This window comes from Pseudoalteromonas sp. UBA6610 (assembly GCF_002433295.1).
Classification (GTDB): Bacteria; Pseudomonadota; Gammaproteobacteria; order Enterobacterales; family Alteromonadaceae; genus Pseudoalteromonas; species Pseudoalteromonas atlantica.
In genome coordinates this window covers 1-20,007 of the sequence record NZ_DJHW01000093.1, presented here as the reverse complement: position 1 = coordinate 20,007, position 20,007 = coordinate 1, and the positions used below count along the sequence as shown (strand labels likewise).

Genomic DNA, 20,007 nt, shown 5'->3' with positions numbered 1-20,007 from the left:
AACGCCAAAGGTCAACACGCCCTAATTAATTAGAATAGTTTAGCTAACATCTCGTCACTATAAGCAACAAGTTCTTCATTATTAGCCACTTTACTAATGTAATCTGGATTAGCAATAAATGGACGACCAATCGCAATCAAATCAAACTGCCCATTATTTATTGCTTGTTTTGCATCATCAAAGCTATAGCTACCTACCCCTACAAGGCTGGTTTTAGTGTTAGCGCGCAAATACTGCGAGGTTGTTTTACCTTCTAAAGAGTCAAATTGAGTGCTGTCATCAAAAATACCGCCATGAATGTAAGCCAGTTTTTTGTCATCTAGCTGCGCTAATAAATAATCAAATACCGCTTTATCACGCTTATCTTCTTCCATATTAAAATAAGCACCTGGCGATAACCTAATTGCCGTACGCTCATTACCTACTGCATTAACAACCGCATCGGTCACTTCTATTGCAAAACGCGCCATATTTTCAGGTGTTTGGCCATATTCATCTGTGCGCTCATTTGCAGCGTAATGTAAAAACTGATCAATTAAATAACCATTTGCGCCATGAATTTCTACACCATCAAAACCAGCTTCAATGGCGTTTTCGGCCGCTTTAGCAAAGTCGGCTATCAGTGAATTAATATCCTCTTTAGTGGCCGCTTTTGGCGTAATGTACGTCAGCTCGCGCATACGTGGTACAGAGCCTTCAACACCAATTGCCGATGGCGCTAATACTTCGCCGTCAAAAAAGTGAGGGTGAGCAACACGGCCAACATGCCAAAGCTGTGCAAACATTTTACCGCCGTTGGCGTGTACCGCGTCGGTTACTTTTTTCCAACCTTGAATTTGCTCGCTGGTAAATAACCCCGGTGTATTTGGGTAGCCCTGCGCATCTGGGCGAATAATAGTGGCTTCGCTAATAATTAAACCGGCATCGGCACGGCGCGCATAATATTCGACCATATCTTGTGTGGGTACTAAATTATCATCAGCCATACAACGGGTTAAAGGCGCCATAAAAACGCGATTTTTAAGTTCAAGTGAGTCGTTTAATGTATACGGGGCCAGTAAATCTGTGGTCATTGTTAAATCCTTCATTAAGAGTATGCATATGAGATGCGGCCTTTTTAACAACATTCAAGGGCAATTTTGAATGCTCGCTCAAAATATACTTAGGGAGTACCAAAACAGATCTGAATTACAAAATTAAATAACCTGAACTCTGGTTAAGAGATTTACTAACATATTTTATCATGATGATAGTTAAGCTTATTTTCTCTAGCCAGAGATTTTCAGTAAATTCAACGCAGTTGGCGCTTAAAATAGCTGCTAGAGATAGATTTATTACCCAGAGTTCAGGTTAAATAATAATTTTTCAACACACTGTCACATAACTCGATATACTTGTAACAGTAAAATTCAAATTTGAAGCAATAAAGAGTGAGCCAATTATGACAACTGCAAATGCGACTGAAGAACAAACCGTAATTTTAGGGCTAGGGGCAAAAAAACGACTCGCTTTTATGTTTGAAACCGTACAACAGTACAAACAAGTATGGATTTTAAACGACGATGATGGCTGCGTAATGCTTGCCAACGAAGATGACGACTGTGTACCAGTGTGGCCAACCCGCGATTTTGCACAAGCTTGGGCCACGGGCGAATGGGAAGGCTGTACCCCAAAAGCCATTCCGACTAAAGATTGGTTTAGCCGCTGGACACCCGGCCTTGAAGAAGACGACTTACTTATTGCGGTGTTCCCTACCGAAGAGGACGACGGCACGGTGCTTTTTCCTGATGAATTTGAAAGCCAGTTAAAAATCCCTAAAAAAAGAAAGTACTAAGTAGCCAGCATCACGTTATTTAGTTTATAAACGCGGCCTAAAATAGCCGCGTTTTTTATATCTGCTTTCTAAAATTTAAATAAGCCTCAGTTATAGCCTTGGCATCTTCTATTTGTGGATAGTGCCCAAGTTCAACAAACCCTTGTACGCGCGCATTAGGTATTGTTTTTTTATAGTGCTCAAGCATGTGTTTACCCGATATTGGGTCTTGCTCACCTGCAATAAACGTAAGCGGTATATCGCTATTAATCATTGCCCCAACCCAGCGCTGCTCGTTTTGTTTTCGCTGTGTAATATATTTAATTAGCTTGGGCATCACACGTAAACCCTTGTTGTAAATTAACAACGCCCAGAGGGTATCAATTACCATAGGGGCTGGTGGTGTTTTTTTGCCAAAAATAGTGATTAAATTTTTAGCAAACTTTTGTTTGCTCATTAGCTTAGGTACTAGCCAACCAAGTTTTGAAAGTAGCAGCTTTTGGATAAATAAAGGTTTATGTATGTGTGGAAATAGCCCGCCATTTAAAAAGCATACACTGTGTATGCGTATGTCGCTTTGAGCAGCAACTTGCCTTGCTAATAGCTCTTGAGCCACGGTATCACCATAATCATGAGCTAATAGGTGTACATTGGTAATATCTAAACGCTTTAAAAATTGCGTGTATAAATCAGCTTGATCTGTAATGTTATAAGCCGCATTTATTGGTTTATCCGAAAGGCCAAACCCCAGCATATCAAGTGTAATTAAAAAGTAGTGTTTTTTGAGCTCATCCCACATACCTTCCCAGTCCCAGCTTGCACTAGGAAAGCCGTGTATCAAAAGGAGCGCGGGGTTATTAGCATTCCCCGCTGTTTTAGTAAAAATTTGCTTGGCATTTATATCAATAAACTGCCCGTTTGATTGCCACTGCGAAAGCGTATACATAGGCTGCTACCCATTAACTTTTATTATTGTAATGGTTAGTTTTATCACATTGAGCTTTAATAAAAAGCCGATATTGAACGTAAATATAGGCTTTTGGGTAAAATTTAGTTTTTAAGCTTTAAGTGTTATCGCGCCATAAGTATTGGCAAGGTGGTGTTTGCTAGCATGTAGTTAGTCATACCACCAAAAATTTGCTCATGGATTCGCCTGTGAGTAAATGCGCCCATCACCACTAGATCAGCGTTATGCATTTGCGCTACCGACATAAACGCTTTAGCGGTCGATTGCCTGCCATTATTAAATGTTACAAACTCACTTTTAATATCGTGCTGAGCTAAATATTTAACCACTTCATGGCCGTTTGGCATTTTATCGGCGCTGCTTGCGCTGGTGCAAATAACAACCTTTTGAGCTTGTTTTAGAAGCGGTAAACTGTATGTGAGCGCACGCGATACCTCGGTGCTGGCGTTCCAGCCAATCACCACTGTTTTTATATCAAAGTGGGTCATTTGCCGTGGTACCAGTAATATAGGTTTACCACTTCGCATTACCGATGCCTCAAAGGTCGAGGTTGATTTACCACTTTTAGACTGCGGAATAATAATTAAATCAGCGACTTTGCCTTGCTCTGCAATTATTTCGCTGCGCACACCTATATTAATATGCCATGAAGCGCTTGGGTGCGTGGGATGCTCTGCGCTGTCGTCAGTGTATTTAACTTGCTGCTGGGCACATAAACTAACAAATTCGGTTTTTAAATTTGCCGATTCGGTTGTTGCAAAGCGCCCTGCTACAGAGTCTAACTCTTTTACCAATTTAGTTGGTAAGCCAAGCTGCCCTGTTGGCAAAAAGCGTTTTGGGTCTAAGTGCGTGTGATAAACATCAAGGTGCGCATTAAAATACTTAGCAACGGCTAAGCCCCCTTTTAAGCGCTCTGTTACATGCCCACTTGTAGAAAGGGGCATTAAAATAAGCTTAGGTGAAATCATAATTATATCCTTCTTAAGCCAGTGCCTTTTAGAGCGAATGTAAACCGTGCTAAGCGCTGCTTGTTTTGCTTAGCACGGCGGCGTTTACAGCTGCGTAAAGCTTGCCACTTCTTGTAGGTAACCGCTTGGTAAATCTAATACCATAAAGTGCGATAAAGTGAGTAAAAATGCTAACGCACACACTGTCAGTGTTAATGTTCTAGCAATTGATATACGTGCTTTTACAAGTAAAAATATTATGAAAAACAACGCTATCGAAATCACATAGCCCAATAAAAAACACCCAGCTAATAAGCCACACAGCCAAAATACATAATGCCAAAGGCCAGTCACGCTTGAGTCGTTTACATACCCCGCAGAGACCTCATTATCGTAATTTACAGCATCGTCTACTTTATTAAGTAGCAGCTTGATCAGCACAACCGCAGAGAGTATTAACATGAACGAGCACACCACAGCAGGAAATACCCCACCTAAGAATGTGCGTTGGAACGAGTCATACAAACCGTATGCAAACACTAAACAAACAAAGCCAGAAAACGCGATTTGTGGTTTAAGATTAGTTGGTTTTACCTCAGCATTAGCCGTGTTTTTATTGGCTTTTTCTTTTTTAGCTGCCTTAATAGAGTGGCGTGCTGCAAAGAAAATAGAAAGCACGGTTAATGCACCAATAATCATCACACCCGGTTTTAATAAAAACTCTATGCCGTCAAACTGAATAGCTTGATAAAGGTAAGTTTCCATGCCGCTTGCCAGTACAAAGCCAATTAAAAATGCCGGACGAGGCCATCCAAAGCGCTTCATTAATATGCCTAAAATACCAATACCAATAAGTGCGACTAAATCACCTAAATCACGGGTTGCCTGAAACGCCGCAAAAAAGATCACCATAACCATAAATGGTGCCATGAGCGTGTAAGGAATAGTTGTTACCTTTGCTACCCATTTAGAAATAAGTAAACACGCGCCCGCGCCAATTACATTAGCAAGCGCCAGTGACCATACAATGGTGTAAGTAACATCAAGGTCAGTGGTGATCATCGCAGGGCCTGGCTCTAAACCAATTAATACCATACCACCTAAAAATACAGCCATGCTGCCAGAACCTGGAATACCAAATAATAAGGTCGGAATTAAGCCACCGCCTTCTTTGGCATTATTTGATGACTCAGGGGCAATAACACCGCGTATGTCGCCTTTACCAAAGTTTTCGGTGTCTTTAGAGGTTTGCACTGCATGACCATAAGAGATCCAATCAACTACGCTGCCACCTAGGCCAGGTAGTGCGCCAACAACACAGCCAATGGCAGCACAGCGCGTAGCTAGCCATTTATTTTTAACAACATCTTTTACGCCTTCAAACCACCCACTACCCAGCTCGGAAGCTTCTGAAATAGAGCGGTTTTGACGCAGTAAATCGATAATTTCTGGTAATGCAAATATACCTAAACCAACAACCACTAACGGAATACCATCCATAAGGTAACCGTTATCAAATACCATACGGTATTCACCGGTTGCAGGAGCACCGCCAAGTGAGCCTAAACATAAACCTAAGCCACATGCGCTTAAGCCTTTTACTAGGCTATTACCGGCCAATACACCCACCATGCTTAAACCTAGCAAAGTAAGCATAAATAATTCAGCCGAGCCAAACGCTAAAATAACGGGGCGGGCAATCAGTACAAACAGCGTTAAAATAATGGCGCCAAAAAGGCCACCAAATAATGACGAAGCAAACGCTGCTGAAAGCGCACGCGCTGCTTGACCCTTTTTAGACAGTGGGAAGCCGTCAAGCACTGTGGCTTGTGAGCCACTGGAGCCTGGAATACCCATTAATACAGAGGTGAAGGTGTCAGAGGTTGGAATAACCGCCACTAGGCCAATAAGCATAGCAAGCGCTGAGATTGGGTCCATACCATATAAAAATGGCAGTAATAACGATAAACCCGCTATGCCGCCTAAACCCGGAAAAATACCAATCAGCAAGCCTAAAAAAACGCCGCCGCATAAATACATTAAGTGTGTGGGGGTAAGAATAGTTTGTAGCGCAATTAAAAATGCATCTAACATACTGCTCTCCTTAGGTTAAAAAAGTGGCTCACTAAATGCGAGCCACTGTGTGTACAACAAATCAACATGGGTTTTTAAAAACGCGCGTTGTAGTTTTCGGTTAGGTAATTTCTTACCCATTGTTTGTCAGTTTCAGAAATTGTCAGTGCTGAGCTCAGTGTGTTTACTGCATCTTCGTTTACAAGTTGTGGGTATTGGCCAAGTACTAATTCAGACTCTTCTTTAAAGTTGTCTTGATCAGTGACGCGCTGTGCTGCATTGCGCCACTCTGCAATAACGTCATCAGGGGTGCCTTTAGGTAAAAACAGTCCTTTTTGCGCGGCAAAACCGGCTACAAAAAAGGTTTTCCATACGTTGTATTCAACGCCTGTTGGCTTTTTACCATGGATCATTTCGTATACTTCGCCTACGTGTGGTAAGTCAGGAAACGTTGGGTCGCGTACAATTTTGCCTTCTTTATTAAGTACACCAAACGACATAAGCGGAATCGCTTTACCTTCATCAACTAGCGGCTGTACTTTTTTTAAGTAGGCAGAGGTAGTTTGAAAGTCGATATCCACCTCGCCACGTTCAAACGATAAACGCGCACTGCCACGGCCTTTCATACCAAAAATGGCATGAATGTCTAAATCAAGCATGTCGAAGGCTAATAACCCAACCAAGTCCATTGACGCGGCGCGTTGGCTACCAAATTTAAGTTTTTGACCCTGCAATTTGGCAAGCTCTGATGCGTTTTTAATACCCAGCTCTGGACGCACATATACCACCGCACCTGTCGGTGTGGCCATAATCACGTTCCAACGTTTTACTTCGTATCTAACGCGTGAATCGCCAAGTAAATAAGGGATTTGTGTAGAGGCAGAAGTACTAAATACATTTAAACCATTTGCTTTAGCGCGGCGCTCAAAGCGGTTAGCACCTTTGGTAGAGCCACCACCTGGAATGTTTTTAACCACAACCACAGGTTTACCATTTAAATGCTGAGAAAAACGTGGGCCAAAAAAACGTGCCCATGTGTCAGAGCCGCCACCTTCTTTAAAAGGCACAACCCACTCTACTCGCTCACCATCAAAGCTTACTTCGTCGTTATTGTTTGCATAAGCTGAGCTGGTACAAGTGCTCGCTGCTAACACAACAAGCATTGCTTTTAGTCGATTAGGTGCAAAAGTACTTAATTTAATCTTCATAATTTGACCTCTGTTATTCGCTGCAATTATTTAAATAGGTCCTAATAACGTCATTGCATCTATTACGTAGATGAAAGTATTTCGTTAAAAGAAGTTAACAACAGCTAGACTAATAGCCGAAACTGTCATCTACCTGTCATCGATGCCAAACTATCCATTAATTTAAAATTATTTATAAGCCATTGTTTTAAAATATAAATAAACTTAGCTTTATTTATTTAAAGCATAAAAAAAGCGATAACAAACAATCTGCTATCGCATTTTCGGTTGGTTTACTAAGGCTTAACACCAATTAGCTTAATTAAGTGAGCTATTTTGCCCATTGGTATAAGTTAAGCTATTTTGCTTTCATCCCATACTTTTGCAGGTATGTGTACTTCACCTTTAAATAACATTCTGGCTGTGCGCATTAACCCCGCCGATTTTATATCTAGCGTGTCGTTTTCAAAGCGCCCCTCAAGTAGTAAATCTATTTTACCACTTGGGTGTTCAACCACTATATTTTGCTGCTCTGAGCTTTGTGGGGTAATTAAGTCGTACGCCACACTGCCCGGCAGCATGCAACTAACACTCACGCAAATTGCCCCAGTAACAGAGTGGCTGGTATGGCAGTTTTGCGGCACAAAGTAGCGCGAAGTTATCGTACCGCCAAATTGCGGCACCGACAGTAAACCGACTTTAGGAATGACTTTTCCGGTTGCATCGCCAAGGCCCATTTTTAGTGACGCCTGCAGGCGAATGCTTTCTATTTTTTGCAGTAACTCTGTATTTGCATCAAGCTCTTGTTTAGTTTCAGAGCCTTTTACACCCAGTGATGGTGCAGGTATTAGTACCATTGGCATGGCAGCATCTACACAACTTACTTCTACGCCATCAAAGGTATCGCGTGCAGAGCCAGTAGGCAGTAATTCACCGGTTTTAGTGCCACACACATCAAAAAACTTAAGTAAAATAGGCGCTCCAGAACCTGGTACGCCATCAATGGTGGCATCGCCTTCGTACTCTACAAAGCCGTTAGGCGTTTGTACCACAACTTCAATCAGGGTATTGGTATTTACATTTTTAACCCGTACCGTTGTTTCACCGTCGTTTGCCGTAACCAATCCGTATTCAATTGCCAGTGGTGCTGCACCTGATAAAATATTGCCACACGAAGGTGTTATATCGACTTCATTTTGCTCAATAGCAACTTGCGCAAATAAGTAATCAATGTCTGCATCGGGGTCGGTTGAGCGTGAAATAATGGCCGCTTTACTGGTTAGTGAGTTTCCTCCACCTACGCCGTTTACTTGCAGCGGATCGCCTGAGCCCATAGCTGCAGTTAAAATTTCTTTGCGTTTATCCCACTCTCTCGGTAAATCGTTGGCTAAAAAATAAGTCCCGCGAGACGTTCCGCCGCGCATAATGACACAAGGTATTTTTTTTTGAATAGTCATAATAATCCAGCTTCTAAATCAATTTAAATGAGCAGTAACGGGTTAGTTATTACTTAAAATAACCACGCACTCTTGCACTTGCTCTTGCTTACTTTGCAAAGATTGAGGGGCAAAATTAGTATTACTTGTTGCACTAGCAGCCGTGGCTGTTTGGTGGCTATTTGCACGAAAGTGAATGGCTCTCGGCGTAGGTTTTAACTGAGGTGTAGCGTGTGTTGAGTTCATCGTTTCGCCCTTTCAATGCAATTAAAAACAAGTAACATCGTTATCAAAACGTTGCCCTTTTTTTAAGAGTAAGGAGCCAAACTGTCACTAACCTGTCACGAAATAAAAATTGATTAAAAAATAACTTTTAAAAATTAAAAAACGCGCAGCATTTTCATGCTGCGCGTTAAAAGCCAATCGAAGGGGGCGTTTAAAACTTAATGGTGTAATCTACATATACACGGTGATCTGCTCTGTCTCCTTTTACACCATCAACACTGCCAGTTTCATCTGTGGTGTAATCTAAAAATAACCAACGTAGGCTTAAGCCTTTTACAGCCGCTACTTTGTAGCGTGTATCAATGGCCCAGTATTTTTCATCGGCTGTGCCACCTGCTTTACCTAAGCTTGAGTTTTCTGCATCGCTGCCGCTGGTGTAATAAAACTTTGTGGTTAAACCCGGTGCCACTGCTTTTAGATCAACACCTAAGCGAGCCTGCCAGGTTGCCTCATTTTGGTTTGTTAAATCGGCACCAATTAATGAGCGCGTGGGAAACGGGTTAGTCCCGTGATCGCCACTAAAGTTATCTTCAATCCAAGCATCGTTCACCTTGGTAAATGCGGCGCCTAGTGTCCAAATATCTTTTTTCCAATTGGCATCTAGGTAATAGGCAAAACCATCGTTTTCACTTTTAGTAACGCCTGAAACCGCACCGAGTGCATCTTCATCATCTAAATCACCACCCTCTGCACCGGTTACAAATAAATCGCCATCGTCTTGTGAGGTAAATACGCCGCTTGAAAGGGTTAACTTACTGTGATCGAGCTTAATAGCGTAACTGCCTTTAAGCCCAAGCTTTGATAAGTAGTCATGAGAATTTAAATACTCTGCGTCTATTTTTAGCGCGTCTTTTTTGTAGCCTGCGCCCACACCCCAAATAACACTAATCGCGCCGTTATCTGACTGATCGGTAGAAAAATCTTCCCACTTGTCGTCGTGGCGGCGGCTCCATTTATCGTAGGCGTAACCATATACTTTGGTATTACCAAACTTGTAGTCACCAAATACACCTCTAAAAGTATTGGGAATTGCGCGGCTGCCTGAGCTTTTTAACAGCATGCTTTTGGTTTTTTGCCCGCCTATTTTTAAATGGCCATTTTCGCCAAGTTTAACGTCGATAAAATATTGACCAAATTTAGAAAAACTATCGTCAACGCCGCCTTTTTCATCCCCTGCGGGTAAAATATTATTTTGTGCGCTGCCGGTTGAGTTGTAATTAAGTACGGTATAAGTAGAGACACCCATGCTAATTAAGTCATTAAAATAGCCCGATTGATAATTGAGCTCTATGCCTTGTGCAAACGTTGAGTCGTCGCTGGCGTCGTTATCGTAATCGCGGTCAAAGTAAATTGACCTTAGCTTAATATTAAATTCGTCTTGCTCTGTAAGCCCATTAAAAGAAGCGTACGAAGGAATAGAAACACAAGTTAATACTGCGCCTGTTACTGCAAATATTTTAGAGAACTGTTGAGCCATAGTTGTCTCCGCTACCTTGTTTAATTAAATTTATAGTTGTGTGTAGTGTGTATCAGTTTATTCATGTTGCAATTTACACGGCAAACCTGTCACAAACCTGTCACAAGATAATTACATTTTAGGCAATTGTATTTTTTAGCTATTAAATTAAAACTATAGCTTATCTTGTTATAAACGAAGGTATTTGCGTATTGTAAACGTTGCAGTAATTGTTTAGTGTCTTGCACAACTTAAAATTATATTTTTTAATTGCGACTTTGCGGGTGTGCTTAATGAGAATTTTAGCAGTTGAAGACGACGAAGTGTTAGGAGAAGCAATTTGCCAACGCTTCACCAAAATGGGCCAAGGTATAGACCTTGTAACCAGTGGTGATGTGGCTAATTCGCTGTTAAAACGCCATGAGTACGACCTTATTTTACTTGATTTAAACTTGCCCAATTTAAACGGTGAGCAAATATTAAAAAAGCTCAGGGCTCGCTCATCAAATACGCCTGTATTAATTTTAACGGCACGCGCTCAAGTAGAGCACCGAATAGAATTACTCGACTTAGGCGCCGACGACTACCTCACTAAACCCTTTGATTTTGGCGAATTAGAAGCCCGTTGCCGCGCCCTACTTAGGCGTAACCAAGGCCTAGGTAAAGACATTATAAGTTATGGCAATCTCGATTTTGACCGAAAATCATGCACGGTCACTATTGCTAAAGAACTTATTGATTTAAAGCAACGAGAATTTAGGTTACTAGAAATATTTTTAACACATCAAGGCAAAGTGCTTAACAAAGATGAGTTACTCGATCACTTATATTCGTTTGACGACTCCCCCAGCCCCAACGCCATAGAAACCTACGTAGCAAGGCTTCGTAAAAAGCTGGTAAATAGCAGTGTTGATATAAAAACACTGCGTGGTTTAGGCTATCTTTTAGCAGAGCCTAATGAGTAGCAAAACCCTCCCCTCAATTCGCCGGCAGCTGCTTACAATAACCATTGCTTTAATGGTTATAATTACACTTATAACCTATTTTATGGCTAATAATTACAGTAAAAACGCCGCCCAAATTTCATACGATAGGCTACTTGCCAGTGCTGCTTTACAAATTTTTGAAAATACCCACATTGATTACCACGAAATTATTGTTGATTTACCCAGCGCTACATTTGAAACTCTCTCGATGGCCTCAAATGACAGATTGGTGTATCAAATAACACAAAATCAAGGCGAGCACTTAACTGGCTACAATGGCTTATATCAACACATTTTGCAAAAAGCCGACACTCAGTGGCAACGTGCAGAATATGACCCACGAGATAACCTACTGATACAATTTTGGGAAGGTGATTACAAAGGCGAAAACTACCGCTTTATTTTACTCTCAGATAAGCTTTATGAAGTGGGCGAATCGTTTGATGTAAATATTTTAATAGGTCAAACCACCCAAGCTCGCGATCAGCTCGCCTATGAAATGAATTTAAATGTAATACAAATGGTTATTTTAACGTTTGTAATAGCTATTGTGCTTATATTACTAGGAGTGAATCAAATTTTGCGCCCTATTTACAGCATAAATAAAAAAATACGTCGGCGCTCCCCCACTGATTTACGCCCTATTGATATGTCGGTTCCCAAAGAAATGGCCGATTTAATTTCAACCATTAACCATTTTATATCGCAATTAGAAGTCTCGCTTAATCATTTAAAACGCTTCACCGGCGAAGTGGCCCATCAAATAAGAACGCCTCTTGCCGGCCTTAAAAGCCAGGCGCAAAATGCCATTGAAGAAAGCGATGAAAAAATAAGAACAGAGCAGCTAAATCGTGTTTTATATTCAACAGATTTACTCGACAGCACCGTTACGCAACTTTTAAACCAAGCCACTCTTGCGCACCGTTTTCATAGCCAGCCTTTAATAACGCTTTCGTTGCCGGAGCTGGTAAAGTCTGTGTGTAGAGATGTAGCGGTATCGGCGATTCAACGCGGCGTGATCATCACATATCAAGGTGACGATAATTTAATGATCAATGGCGATTCGTTTGCACTTAGCCAAATGCTACGCAACATTTTAGAAAACGCGATTAAATTTAGCCCGCAAAACAAAGAAGTTAATGTCTCTACTGAGCTTCACAGTACAGACAGTGGTTACATAGCCCGTTTATGCGTGGCTGATCAAGGCGTAGGTGTACCCGATGCGCAAAAACAGCATGTGTTTGAGCGGTTTTACAAAAGTAAAGGCGACCCACGTGCCGGCAGTGGCCTAGGCTTAAGCATTGCAAAAGAGGTAGCAGAGCATCATAACGCTGCTATTAAGCTGCTTGATAACAGCCCGTCGGGGCTTATTTTTGAAATAAACTTTCCGTTAATGCTGACCGAGGACGAACATTGAAATTTTTATCGCTGATTTATATTGCCGTTTTTTTTACGTGCTTTGTAGGCTCGCCATTCGTAGCTGCAAAAACTCCTTTAGTATTTCCGGCACAAAGCGAAAATAAATCCATACTTAAAATATATGGCGGCGCTGATAAAATGGAAATTGCCCCTTTTTTATCGGCCTTTCAAAAAAAATACCCTTTTGTACAAATTGACTACTACGAGCTGAGTACTTTCGAAGTGTATAGCGAATTTTTAGCCGACGTTAAAAACCCGCCCGACGTATTATTAAGTTCAGCAATGAACTTGCAGGTAAAATTAGTTAACGATGGTTACGCACAGCCTTATAGCTCTGAGCAAACAAATAAGCTTCCTGCATGGGCTAAATGGCGAAATGAAGTATTTGGCTTTACCTATGAAACAGCAGTAATTGCATTTAATAAAGAATTTTTAGGCGAAGAGGTCGCACCAAGTAGCCGCAACGAATTATTAGAGCTAATTCGTAGGCACAGTGAGCAAATTAAAGGCCGCATTGGCATTTACGATATTACTCAAGTGGGCATAGGTTATTTGCTGTGGGCTCACGACCGCGAGCAAAGCTCAAGCTATGGCCGAATGCTTGAATCGTTTGGCTATCACAGTACGCGTGTATTTAGACGCAGCGCCGACATACTCAAGGCACTTTCAACGGGCGAGCTCACTGTTGGCTATAACATATTAAGCTCTTATGCGCGCACATGGGCGGCGCAGCACCCTAATATTATTGTGGTGCAACCTAAAGACTACACCTCGGTTATTATGCGCAGTGCCATTATTCCTAAACATGCTAAAAATGTAATTGGCGCACAGCTGTTTATTGATTACTTAGTGTCTGTACAAGGGCAAACAGACATGGCCAACTTTACTAATTTTGAGCCAATAAATAACGAAGTAAGAATTAAGCAAAAACATTTACTTGATATATCAGAAGGTCAGCTGCGCCCCGTCCCCCTTGGCATAGAAATATTAGTGATAGACGATCAGATGAAGCGCCAAATAATCATTCAAGAATGGGAAAACGCGTTATTTGAGTACCAATAATCCAATGTGCTTAAAAAGTACGTCTGGCTAATTGTTAATATTTAAGTCTAAGACTTTTCGCTCCCTATAGGGTTCCTAAAGAATTTAACTAATAATTAGGTGTTTGTTAGTACTGCTTTATTTTTTGTAATGCTATACAAAAATATAATTTCACAAGCTTGTGAAAATTTAATCTAGCTGGCTTTAATCTTTTTTATAATCACTAAAGTTAATGATATTACTTTTATCGATTATTTCGTTTGATGAGCCATCATCAAGCTTACGTGCAGTGATAAGTGATTGGCAATAATGTAATAAACGCTCTATGGGTATAAACTTCTCTTTGCGGCCAGTTGTTTTATTAGTAATACGTTTAGGTTGGGTGTTTAAATAAATAGCTAACTCAATGGCAAGGTCTTTAGGTAAATCATAAAGCCCCTCTTCTTGTAGTGTTTGAGTAACCCAAAGTGCGGCATCGCTAATATGCCCGCTTATACTTAAATCGGTATTTTTAACCCAGTGCGGCATAAACTCTATTTTAGATAGCTCACTTAACAGCACCGCAATATCGCTGCGTGGTATTAACTGATACACCTCAAGCGTTTCAGCCATTATTAATTGCCATTCGTACTGCAAACGTTGGGTTAACTCTTCTTGCGATAGCTTTAAACTAACCGGTATAAAAAACGTAAAACGGCTATTCGCTTCACAAACAATGATTGTTTTTTCACGGGACTTATAGCTGTTATCAATAATCTGCAATTGCCAGTTAAAAACATTACTATCACTTATAAGGGTATTTACCCCCGCTTGTTTACCGGGTTCATGCGGTAAGCGAGGTAAATCAGCTTTTAGGTATTTATTAAGTGCGTTTGAAGCGCTAAATTGAAGTTTCATGGATTTAACCTCATAACCCCATTGACGACATTAGTTCATGCTCACTCACCACTTCAGGGGTTACTACTGCATCTCTTAGCATTGTTTTCTTTGCAAGTAGCTTGTCTAGGTTCACATCAAACGAATCATATTCTGGATGTAAAAGGCAGGGTAAGTGAATAAACACAGGCTTTTTTTGACCTATGCGATAAACTCGGTCTGTAGCTTGTGCCTCTTTTGCTGGGTTCCAATGGCGCTCTAAATGGACTACGTGATTCGCACCAATAACTGTTAAGCCAACACCTGCCGCTACAGGCGACATAATGATAATATTAAAGCCTTCTTTTGCTTCAAAGTCGCTGATCATCCCTTTACGAGAGAGCTGATCTTTCTTAGTTGCCATCGCTTTACTATCACCATTAATAACATGGATGTTTAGCTCATAAATTTTATCTAGGCATATTTTAAGAACAGCTTGAAGTTTTTTGGTTGTTGCAAAAATTATTACCTTCTCTTTTTTGTTTTTTATATCTGACAATATATCTAACAACATGCGCAACTTTTCAGACTCTTGTAAATTACGCTGAGCATCTTTTGCATTACTCGGTGGCTGTTTAAAAACCTCATCAAGCCTTGGATGTAAGCTAACAGCCCTTAATTGCTGTAACACAGTTAAAGCATGGCCGCCGCCCTGCTCTTTCGCTTTTTCAGCTCTATAATCTTCAACAATTTGGTTGTAGCCAAGTAATTGTCCGCCGGTCATATTACGAGCGAGTTCAGGTGCAAATGCCATATTGTCGGCTAAATCTTTATGAATGCCTGTTTTTATTGTTTTAGTCGGCATTCCGGTTAGTTCGTCTTCCTTGGTTCGACGTAACATAAACTGGCCTGCAGCATTACGTAAGTCGTTGCCAACGTCTAAACGTACCTCTGCTTTTTCTTCTTCATTAGCACTGCTTATTGGCTTGATCCAGCGTTCTCTGAAATAGCCCCAATCGCCTAATAACCCTGGTTGTGCTGTATCCATTAAGCACCAAAACTCACTTAAGCTATTTTCAACAGGGGTGCCTGTTGCCAATAACTTAAAATCAGCTTTTAAGCCTTTAGCTGCCCGAGTGGCTTGGGTATTCGGGTTTTTAATATTCTGAGCTTCATCAAATACCACCACCCCCCAATCAATTACGCATAGTGAAAACTGATAGTCTCGAAGTGTTTGGTAGGTAGTAATAACAACACGTCTATCCATGTCCAAGCGCTTTGTAGCTGCATCAGCTCCAACATGTAAAGCGTAACGAATAGATTCGTGATCTGCATGAGAGTCATCGATAACTGTGGCCAGCTGCATAGACTCTCTTTCAGCACCTTTAACTCTAAACTCTTTTAAATCTCTTGCTGACTGTAATACCTTAATATCCCTAAATGGCGACTCATTAAAAGTAGCATCAACCTCTTGTTCCCAGTTTTCTAATAAGCTAAGCGGTGCAACTATTAATATAGGCTTTTCTGATTTATTATTTTGCCTTTGTATCGTCTGGTACTCAGCCATCATTACCAGCGTCATATAGGTTTTACCTAGCCCCATATCATCCGCTAACAAAGCCCCCTGCACTCGATACATATCATCATAGTTATCTAGCTGCGCTGATTTGAGCAACGACAGCATCCAACTAATGCCGGACTCTTGGTGAGGAAAAGGTGTTCTTGCTAAATTAGTTCTGTCAAAGGTAATACTTTTATTAAGCTGCGAAACTTTATTAACGATATCTTTATTATGTTCTTCGGTGTCTTTAAGCAATAAAGAAACTTGTTCTTTTTTAACCGGCAAATCATCAGTATCAGATATATCCGTTTCATTGGATGGATTTGCCAAATTTTCCCTTACCTCTGCGAGTGTTTCAGTTACGCGCTGCTCATCGCGTATATCAATTGACTCATCATCAACAAAGACACTATCAGCATTTTGCCCTTTAGCTTGCTGGTAGCTTTGCTCAAACGATACAACGTCTTCCTCGCATTCAAGCAACTTTACCAATCGCTCTGGTGGTTCACTGTCTGTGTTAGTCGAAAACCAGCCATTACTTCCGTCACTGTCTTGACCAAAAGGAATGTGTACCATTTTGCCAATACCAGCAACTCTGAGAGAAAATCCAAGATCGAGGTTTAAAATAGATGCATCTAAAAAAGCTGAAGGGGTTTTAATAAATTCTGCCACTTTGTGTGCAGGAATGGTTCTATTTTGCAGTACTTCTTTAACAGCTTGTTTTTTATCGTCAGTAAGTAAAACAATGCGGTCTTTTATTCGCATTACTTGCCCGTCGCCCTGTAACTGAGCTAAGCGATTTTGTAAGTCTTCAGATGATGATCCATCACCAAAGCTTGGGCTAAGCTCTAGGCTACCATCAACCTGTTGATTTGCTGTTACTGTAATTTGTTCTGGTTGTACTAAATCAAATTTATCAAAATGTTTTAAATCTAGTTTTAACCCATCTTTAACTGCCTGCTGTAACTTAGCAACTGCCAACACATTATTTAGCTCAGTGCGGTCATCGGGCGTAAGCGACGAATGTTTTTCTACGGCTAAAACAGCATTAAGCTGCTCTGGCGTCATTAAATATTGTATTTGCTCACTAAAAAAAAGTACGGGGCCTTTTCTTTTTACTGGGTATTTTTGGTTTTCTAGCTTTGCAAATAACTGCAGCGTAAAGCTACTTTTAGTTGTTCTACCTTGAATATCAACGTCAAAGTCGTTGTTAAAAAAAGGCGGTAACCCTAAAACGTCTGCATCTTCGGGGTCTAATAAACATGCTTGCTCACTGTCTAATCTAAAGCCATTAGGTATAGGCTGTGCAATATCTCGCTCTTGTAGCATTTTAAGTACAACATGCTGAATAAGCTGGCTACCTCCGCCCTCACCATTATTTAAGCAATGGAATGAGGCTTCATCAGTGGCAAAATTAACGCCATACGAGTCATACACTAAGGAGTATCGTTCAGCTGCTAAATGACTATTTTTATTTTTAGGCAAAAGCCCTTTTATCAAACTAACAAGTGACATGTATTTTTAAATCCCCTTTTAATATTCCTAGTACGCAATTTACTTATTAAGCAAGTTCCCAACAGAGCCTGTCGTCTCTAGTTACTCTATTTTCAGATAACATTGAATAAAGTTTAGAATTCACAGTTGATCGGTCAGCCTTCATATTAAACTCACTGTTTAAAACCTTAACGAGCTCTTTGGCGGTAATTGGTTGGTACACTTCTAGAGCGTTTAATAAATTGATTTCCAAAAGATTCTTTTCTTCTACTACTTTTCTTACCACAGGTAATCCATACCGACTTATATATCTTCTGTATTCGTCTTTATAAAATAGTTTTTCTAAATCGAGTTCAATGCCATTTTGAGTTAAAAAATCAATAGCATTTTTCTGCCAAGAAGTCGGCGAGTGCTGAATTGGCATTAACTCACCTTTTGGATAGTTCTTTTTATATTCTTGTGGAAAGCTATTTGTTAAAGCAAAATGGTTTAACTCACTCAAAGAGTAATCGTTAAGCTTCTCACTAGGTAAACCCATATAAATCCATAGCTTAAAGTTATGCGATCCTTCAATGATATGAAAATCACCGCAATCTAAATAAATAATGGAGGTTTGAGTCATTCCTCTAAGGTTTATATAACTGGTTGTTAAACTCTTTCCTAGCACTCGCTTAACTGTATGCTCTGCTTGGTTTCCAAGCATTAGCCGTGCATTACGAACAGACCCATGTTCATAAAGCCCTTCTAAAAAGCGCTTACGTGCAGGGAACATTCTATTTAACGCTTCATCGCCGGTGTAATTTGCGTACTCTTCAATAGCGCCTAAAAATAACCGCAAGTCTTCTTTGGCAAGCCAGCTTGTTACTGCTTTTACTCTATTCTCACCAATGGGCTTCCACCACTGGCGGTAATTTGTAGCTGTATTAGCAATACGCGGGTCGCCCGCTAAGTTCAGTACAAAGTTTTGCCATATTTCACTTGGTGCGCCAGCAGAGCGATCAATAATAATTTCAAGCGCTATGTGCCCTATTCGTTTACCTTCTTCAAAAGGCATAGTGGCAACGTCATGCTTTAATAGCTCATGCAGTACATCATGTTGCTCACCAACGGGGATTTCTCTTAGCGTATCTAAGTAATATTGCGCGTGGCAAATATCTAAAAATCGCCCTTGCGGCAGCTCGTTTAAGCGTAGTTTTTTTAATTGTTCGTTTAAGTCTAAATGATTTTGTTTGGCAAGGTTAACCAAAGCCTTAGGAGCGGTTAAATCTAGCAGCCATTTAGCTTGGTTAAGGACCGATAATATTGTGTCACTTGAGTTTTTGCGATGTTTTAAACGTTGCTCTATTTGCTGGTTAAGCCACTGCGTTAATCGGTTAAAAATATTGCCATCAACCAGTGCATCAAAATATCGATAAACCAGTGAAATTAAATTCATTAACGACGACATACCCAGTTTGGGATGTTTAGCTTGAATGTAATCTATTGTTTCTTCGTTTAATGAGGCTTTTCTTACGTCTTCTTTATCTATCCATAACTGAGTTAAAACACGCACGCCTTTTCGCTTAATTAAAATTTGTTTAAGCTTTTCTTTTTGATCGTACATAACGTAGCGATTAACCTGTTGCTCAAGGGCTTTAAACTCTTCGCCTTGCCCTGCACCGTCGGCAATTTTTTTTGTTTGTAAAGTCAGGCTATTCCACTGCTGAGAAAATCGCTCCCAGCTGAATTCTGAAAGCTGAGGAATAGGAGGTAGAAGCAACATAATTAGGGCATCTCCAAACGGCTTCTTACTGTTTCGTATTCAGCACTGGTGGGTCTACGAATTGTAAAGCGTATATCAATGCGTCTGTTTGACCTAAAATCACTCTCTGTTAGCTCTTCAACAACCATGCGCCTTGTTGCCGCATAGCCACTCACCGAAAAAAGTGGGTTGCCTTCTTTGTTAGTAATACTAGCTAAATCATGTTGGCTTGGCAGTAATTTAACCCAAAGCTCCCATAACGAAATCGCCCTAAAGGTCGATAAGCCCCAATTACCCTTACCCATCATGCCATAAAAGTTTTTACTGTCGGTGTGCCCTTCAATAAAAATAGTATCGAGGAATTGCTCACGGTTTTCTTTATTTATAACCTCAGCAAGTACCTCACCAATTTCAAGTGCAGTGCCTTCAAACTCTGGGCTTATATTAAACGCTGCGCTATCAAACCCTAAAATATCGTTAGGAATACTTAATACAGTTTTATTTTCACTAACCGTGACTTGTATGCCTCGTTTTCGCAGTAAATCAGCCGCCTCATCTAAAATTGTTTTACGTACTTCTTCGGCTTTGTGCAGCATTTCTAGCTCTTGAGTAAATGCTTGTTGCTTATTTTCAAGCTCTTGCTTGGCTTCCATAAGCTCAACCATTAACACCACAGACGCTAAAACAAATAAAATAAGCAAACCCGACAAAATATCCGAAAACGACATCCAATACGGGTTTTCTTC

Annotated in this window: 16 protein-coding genes; 4 read left to right on the top strand and 12 right to left on the bottom strand. The window is 40.6% G+C overall.

Going from position 1 to position 20,007, the window contains the following annotated elements; all coding sequences use genetic code 11:
- Nucleotides 1-29 precede the first annotated feature (29 nt).
- A complete protein-coding gene (locus B4F91_RS12425; RefSeq protein ID WP_024032573.1) occupies nucleotides 30-1,073 on the bottom strand; it encodes an alkene reductase in 1,044 nt (347 codons plus the stop codon).
- A gap of 368 nt (nucleotides 1,074-1,441) precedes the next feature.
- Between B4F91_RS12425 and B4F91_RS12420 the strand changes: the two genes are divergently transcribed.
- Nucleotides 1,442-1,834 (top strand): DUF2750 domain-containing protein, encoded by a 393-nt coding sequence (locus B4F91_RS12420; RefSeq protein WP_004588808.1) that lies wholly within the window; start codon nucleotides 1,442-1,444, stop codon nucleotides 1,832-1,834.
- Nucleotides 1,835-1,889: 55 nt separating this feature from the next.
- Here the strand turns inward: B4F91_RS12420 and B4F91_RS12415 are convergent, their stop codons facing one another.
- The 7 genes from B4F91_RS12415 to B4F91_RS12385 form a co-directional block, all read right to left on the bottom strand.
- Nucleotides 1,890-2,759, bottom strand: a complete 870-nt coding sequence (locus tag B4F91_RS12415) for an alpha/beta fold hydrolase (RefSeq protein WP_286936343.1) — start codon at nucleotides 2,757-2,759, stop codon at nucleotides 1,890-1,892.
- A gap of 125 nt (nucleotides 2,760-2,884) precedes the next feature.
- Nucleotides 2,885-3,748 (bottom strand): universal stress protein, encoded by an 864-nt coding sequence (locus B4F91_RS12410; RefSeq protein WP_096739791.1) that lies wholly within the window; start codon nucleotides 3,746-3,748, stop codon nucleotides 2,885-2,887.
- A gap of 84 nt (nucleotides 3,749-3,832) precedes the next feature.
- A complete protein-coding gene (locus B4F91_RS12405) occupies nucleotides 3,833-5,821 on the bottom strand; it encodes a tripartite tricarboxylate transporter permease (protein WP_286936342.1) in 1,989 nt (662 codons plus the stop codon).
- A 74-nt stretch (nucleotides 5,822-5,895) separates the two neighbouring features.
- The gene (locus B4F91_RS12400; protein WP_286936341.1) at nucleotides 5,896-7,008 is read right to left on the bottom strand and encodes a Bug family tripartite tricarboxylate transporter substrate binding protein; all 1,113 of its coding nucleotides are present in this window, start codon (nucleotides 7,006-7,008) and stop codon (nucleotides 5,896-5,898) included.
- A gap of 332 nt (nucleotides 7,009-7,340) precedes the next feature.
- A complete protein-coding gene (locus tag B4F91_RS12395) occupies nucleotides 7,341-8,444 on the bottom strand; it encodes a 4-oxalomesaconate tautomerase (protein WP_054983682.1) in 1,104 nt (367 codons plus the stop codon).
- Nucleotides 8,445-8,486: 42 nt separating this feature from the next.
- A complete protein-coding gene (locus B4F91_RS12390; RefSeq protein ID WP_024032566.1) occupies nucleotides 8,487-8,669 on the bottom strand; it encodes a hypothetical protein in 183 nt (60 codons plus the stop codon).
- A 190-nt stretch (nucleotides 8,670-8,859) separates the two neighbouring features.
- On the bottom strand, nucleotides 8,860-10,185 hold the full coding sequence (locus B4F91_RS12385) for an OprD family outer membrane porin (RefSeq protein WP_286936339.1): 1,326 nt from the start codon (nucleotides 10,183-10,185) through the stop codon (nucleotides 8,860-8,862).
- A 272-nt stretch (nucleotides 10,186-10,457) separates the two neighbouring features.
- Between B4F91_RS12385 and B4F91_RS12380 the strand changes: the two genes are divergently transcribed.
- The 3 genes from B4F91_RS12380 to B4F91_RS12370 are packed head-to-tail and all read left to right on the top strand — an operon-like array spanning nucleotide 10,458 to nucleotide 13,631.
- Nucleotides 10,458-11,129 carry a response regulator transcription factor gene (locus B4F91_RS12380; protein ID WP_029774040.1) on the top strand — a complete coding sequence of 224 codons (672 nt, stop codon included), beginning with the start codon at nucleotides 10,458-10,460 and terminating at the stop codon, nucleotides 11,127-11,129.
- On the top strand, nucleotides 11,122-12,567 hold the full coding sequence (locus B4F91_RS12375) for a sensor histidine kinase (protein ID WP_029774041.1): 1,446 nt from the start codon (nucleotides 11,122-11,124) through the stop codon (nucleotides 12,565-12,567). The genes B4F91_RS12380 and B4F91_RS12375 overlap by 8 nt, the downstream gene beginning before the upstream one ends.
- Nucleotides 12,564-13,631: an ABC transporter substrate-binding protein gene (locus B4F91_RS12370; protein WP_288635799.1), complete on the top strand. Its 1,068-nt coding sequence runs from the start codon at nucleotides 12,564-12,566 to the stop codon at nucleotides 13,629-13,631. The genes B4F91_RS12375 and B4F91_RS12370 overlap by 4 nt, the downstream gene beginning before the upstream one ends.
- Nucleotides 13,632-13,814: 183 nt before the next feature.
- Here B4F91_RS12370 and B4F91_RS12365 read toward each other — a convergent pair whose 3' ends face one another.
- The 4 genes from B4F91_RS12365 to B4F91_RS12350 form a co-directional block, all read right to left on the bottom strand.
- Nucleotides 13,815-14,507, bottom strand: a complete 693-nt coding sequence (locus B4F91_RS12365) for an amino acid adenylation (protein ID WP_286936336.1) — start codon at nucleotides 14,505-14,507, stop codon at nucleotides 13,815-13,817.
- 10 nt (nucleotides 14,508-14,517) lie between these two features.
- Nucleotides 14,518-17,541 carry a DEAD/DEAH box helicase gene (locus tag B4F91_RS12360; RefSeq protein ID WP_286936334.1) on the bottom strand — a complete coding sequence of 1,008 codons (3,024 nt, stop codon included), beginning with the start codon at nucleotides 17,539-17,541 and terminating at the stop codon, nucleotides 14,518-14,520.
- A 46-nt stretch (nucleotides 17,542-17,587) separates the two neighbouring features.
- Nucleotides 17,588-19,282 (bottom strand): EH signature domain-containing protein, encoded by a 1,695-nt coding sequence (locus B4F91_RS12355; RefSeq protein ID WP_286936332.1) that lies wholly within the window; start codon nucleotides 19,280-19,282, stop codon nucleotides 17,588-17,590.
- Nucleotides 19,283-19,284: 2 nt separating this feature from the next.
- On the bottom strand, nucleotides 19,285-20,007 hold a 723-nt coding region (locus tag B4F91_RS12350; RefSeq protein ID WP_288635797.1), incomplete at its 5' end, for an OmpA/MotB family protein.

Excerpts from the sequence above, each read along its gene's own strand:
- B4F91_RS12425 (WP_024032573.1), bottom strand. The coding sequence starts at position 1,073 with ATGACCACAGATTTACTGGCCCCGTATACATTAAACGACTCACTTGAA.
- B4F91_RS12420 (WP_004588808.1), top strand. The coding sequence starts at position 1,442 with ATGACAACTGCAAATGCGACTGAAGAACAAACCGTAATTTTAGGGCTA.
- B4F91_RS12415 (WP_286936343.1), bottom strand. The coding sequence starts at position 2,759 with ATGTATACGCTTTCGCAGTGGCAATCAAACGGGCAGTTTATTGATATA.
- B4F91_RS12410 (WP_096739791.1), bottom strand. The coding sequence starts at position 3,748 with ATGATTTCACCTAAGCTTATTTTAATGCCCCTTTCTACAAGTGGGCAT.
- B4F91_RS12405 (WP_286936342.1), bottom strand. The coding sequence starts at position 5,821 with ATGTTAGATGCATTTTTAATTGCGCTACAAACTATTCTTACCCCCACA.
- B4F91_RS12400 (WP_286936341.1), bottom strand. The coding sequence starts at position 7,008 with ATGAAGATTAAATTAAGTACTTTTGCACCTAATCGACTAAAAGCAATG.
- B4F91_RS12395 (WP_054983682.1), bottom strand. The coding sequence starts at position 8,444 with ATGACTATTCAAAAAAAAATACCTTGTGTCATTATGCGCGGCGGAACG.
- B4F91_RS12390 (WP_024032566.1), bottom strand. The coding sequence starts at position 8,669 with ATGAACTCAACACACGCTACACCTCAGTTAAAACCTACGCCGAGAGCC.
- B4F91_RS12385 (WP_286936339.1), bottom strand. The coding sequence starts at position 10,185 with ATGGCTCAACAGTTCTCTAAAATATTTGCAGTAACAGGCGCAGTATTA.
- B4F91_RS12380 (WP_029774040.1), top strand. The coding sequence starts at position 10,458 with ATGAGAATTTTAGCAGTTGAAGACGACGAAGTGTTAGGAGAAGCAATT.
- B4F91_RS12375 (WP_029774041.1), top strand. The coding sequence starts at position 11,122 with ATGAGTAGCAAAACCCTCCCCTCAATTCGCCGGCAGCTGCTTACAATA.
- B4F91_RS12365 (WP_286936336.1), bottom strand. The coding sequence starts at position 14,507 with ATGAAACTTCAATTTAGCGCTTCAAACGCACTTAATAAATACCTAAAA.
- B4F91_RS12360 (WP_286936334.1), bottom strand. The coding sequence starts at position 17,541 with ATGTCACTTGTTAGTTTGATAAAAGGGCTTTTGCCTAAAAATAAAAAT.
- B4F91_RS12355 (WP_286936332.1), bottom strand. The coding sequence starts at position 19,282 with ATGTTGCTTCTACCTCCTATTCCTCAGCTTTCAGAATTCAGCTGGGAG.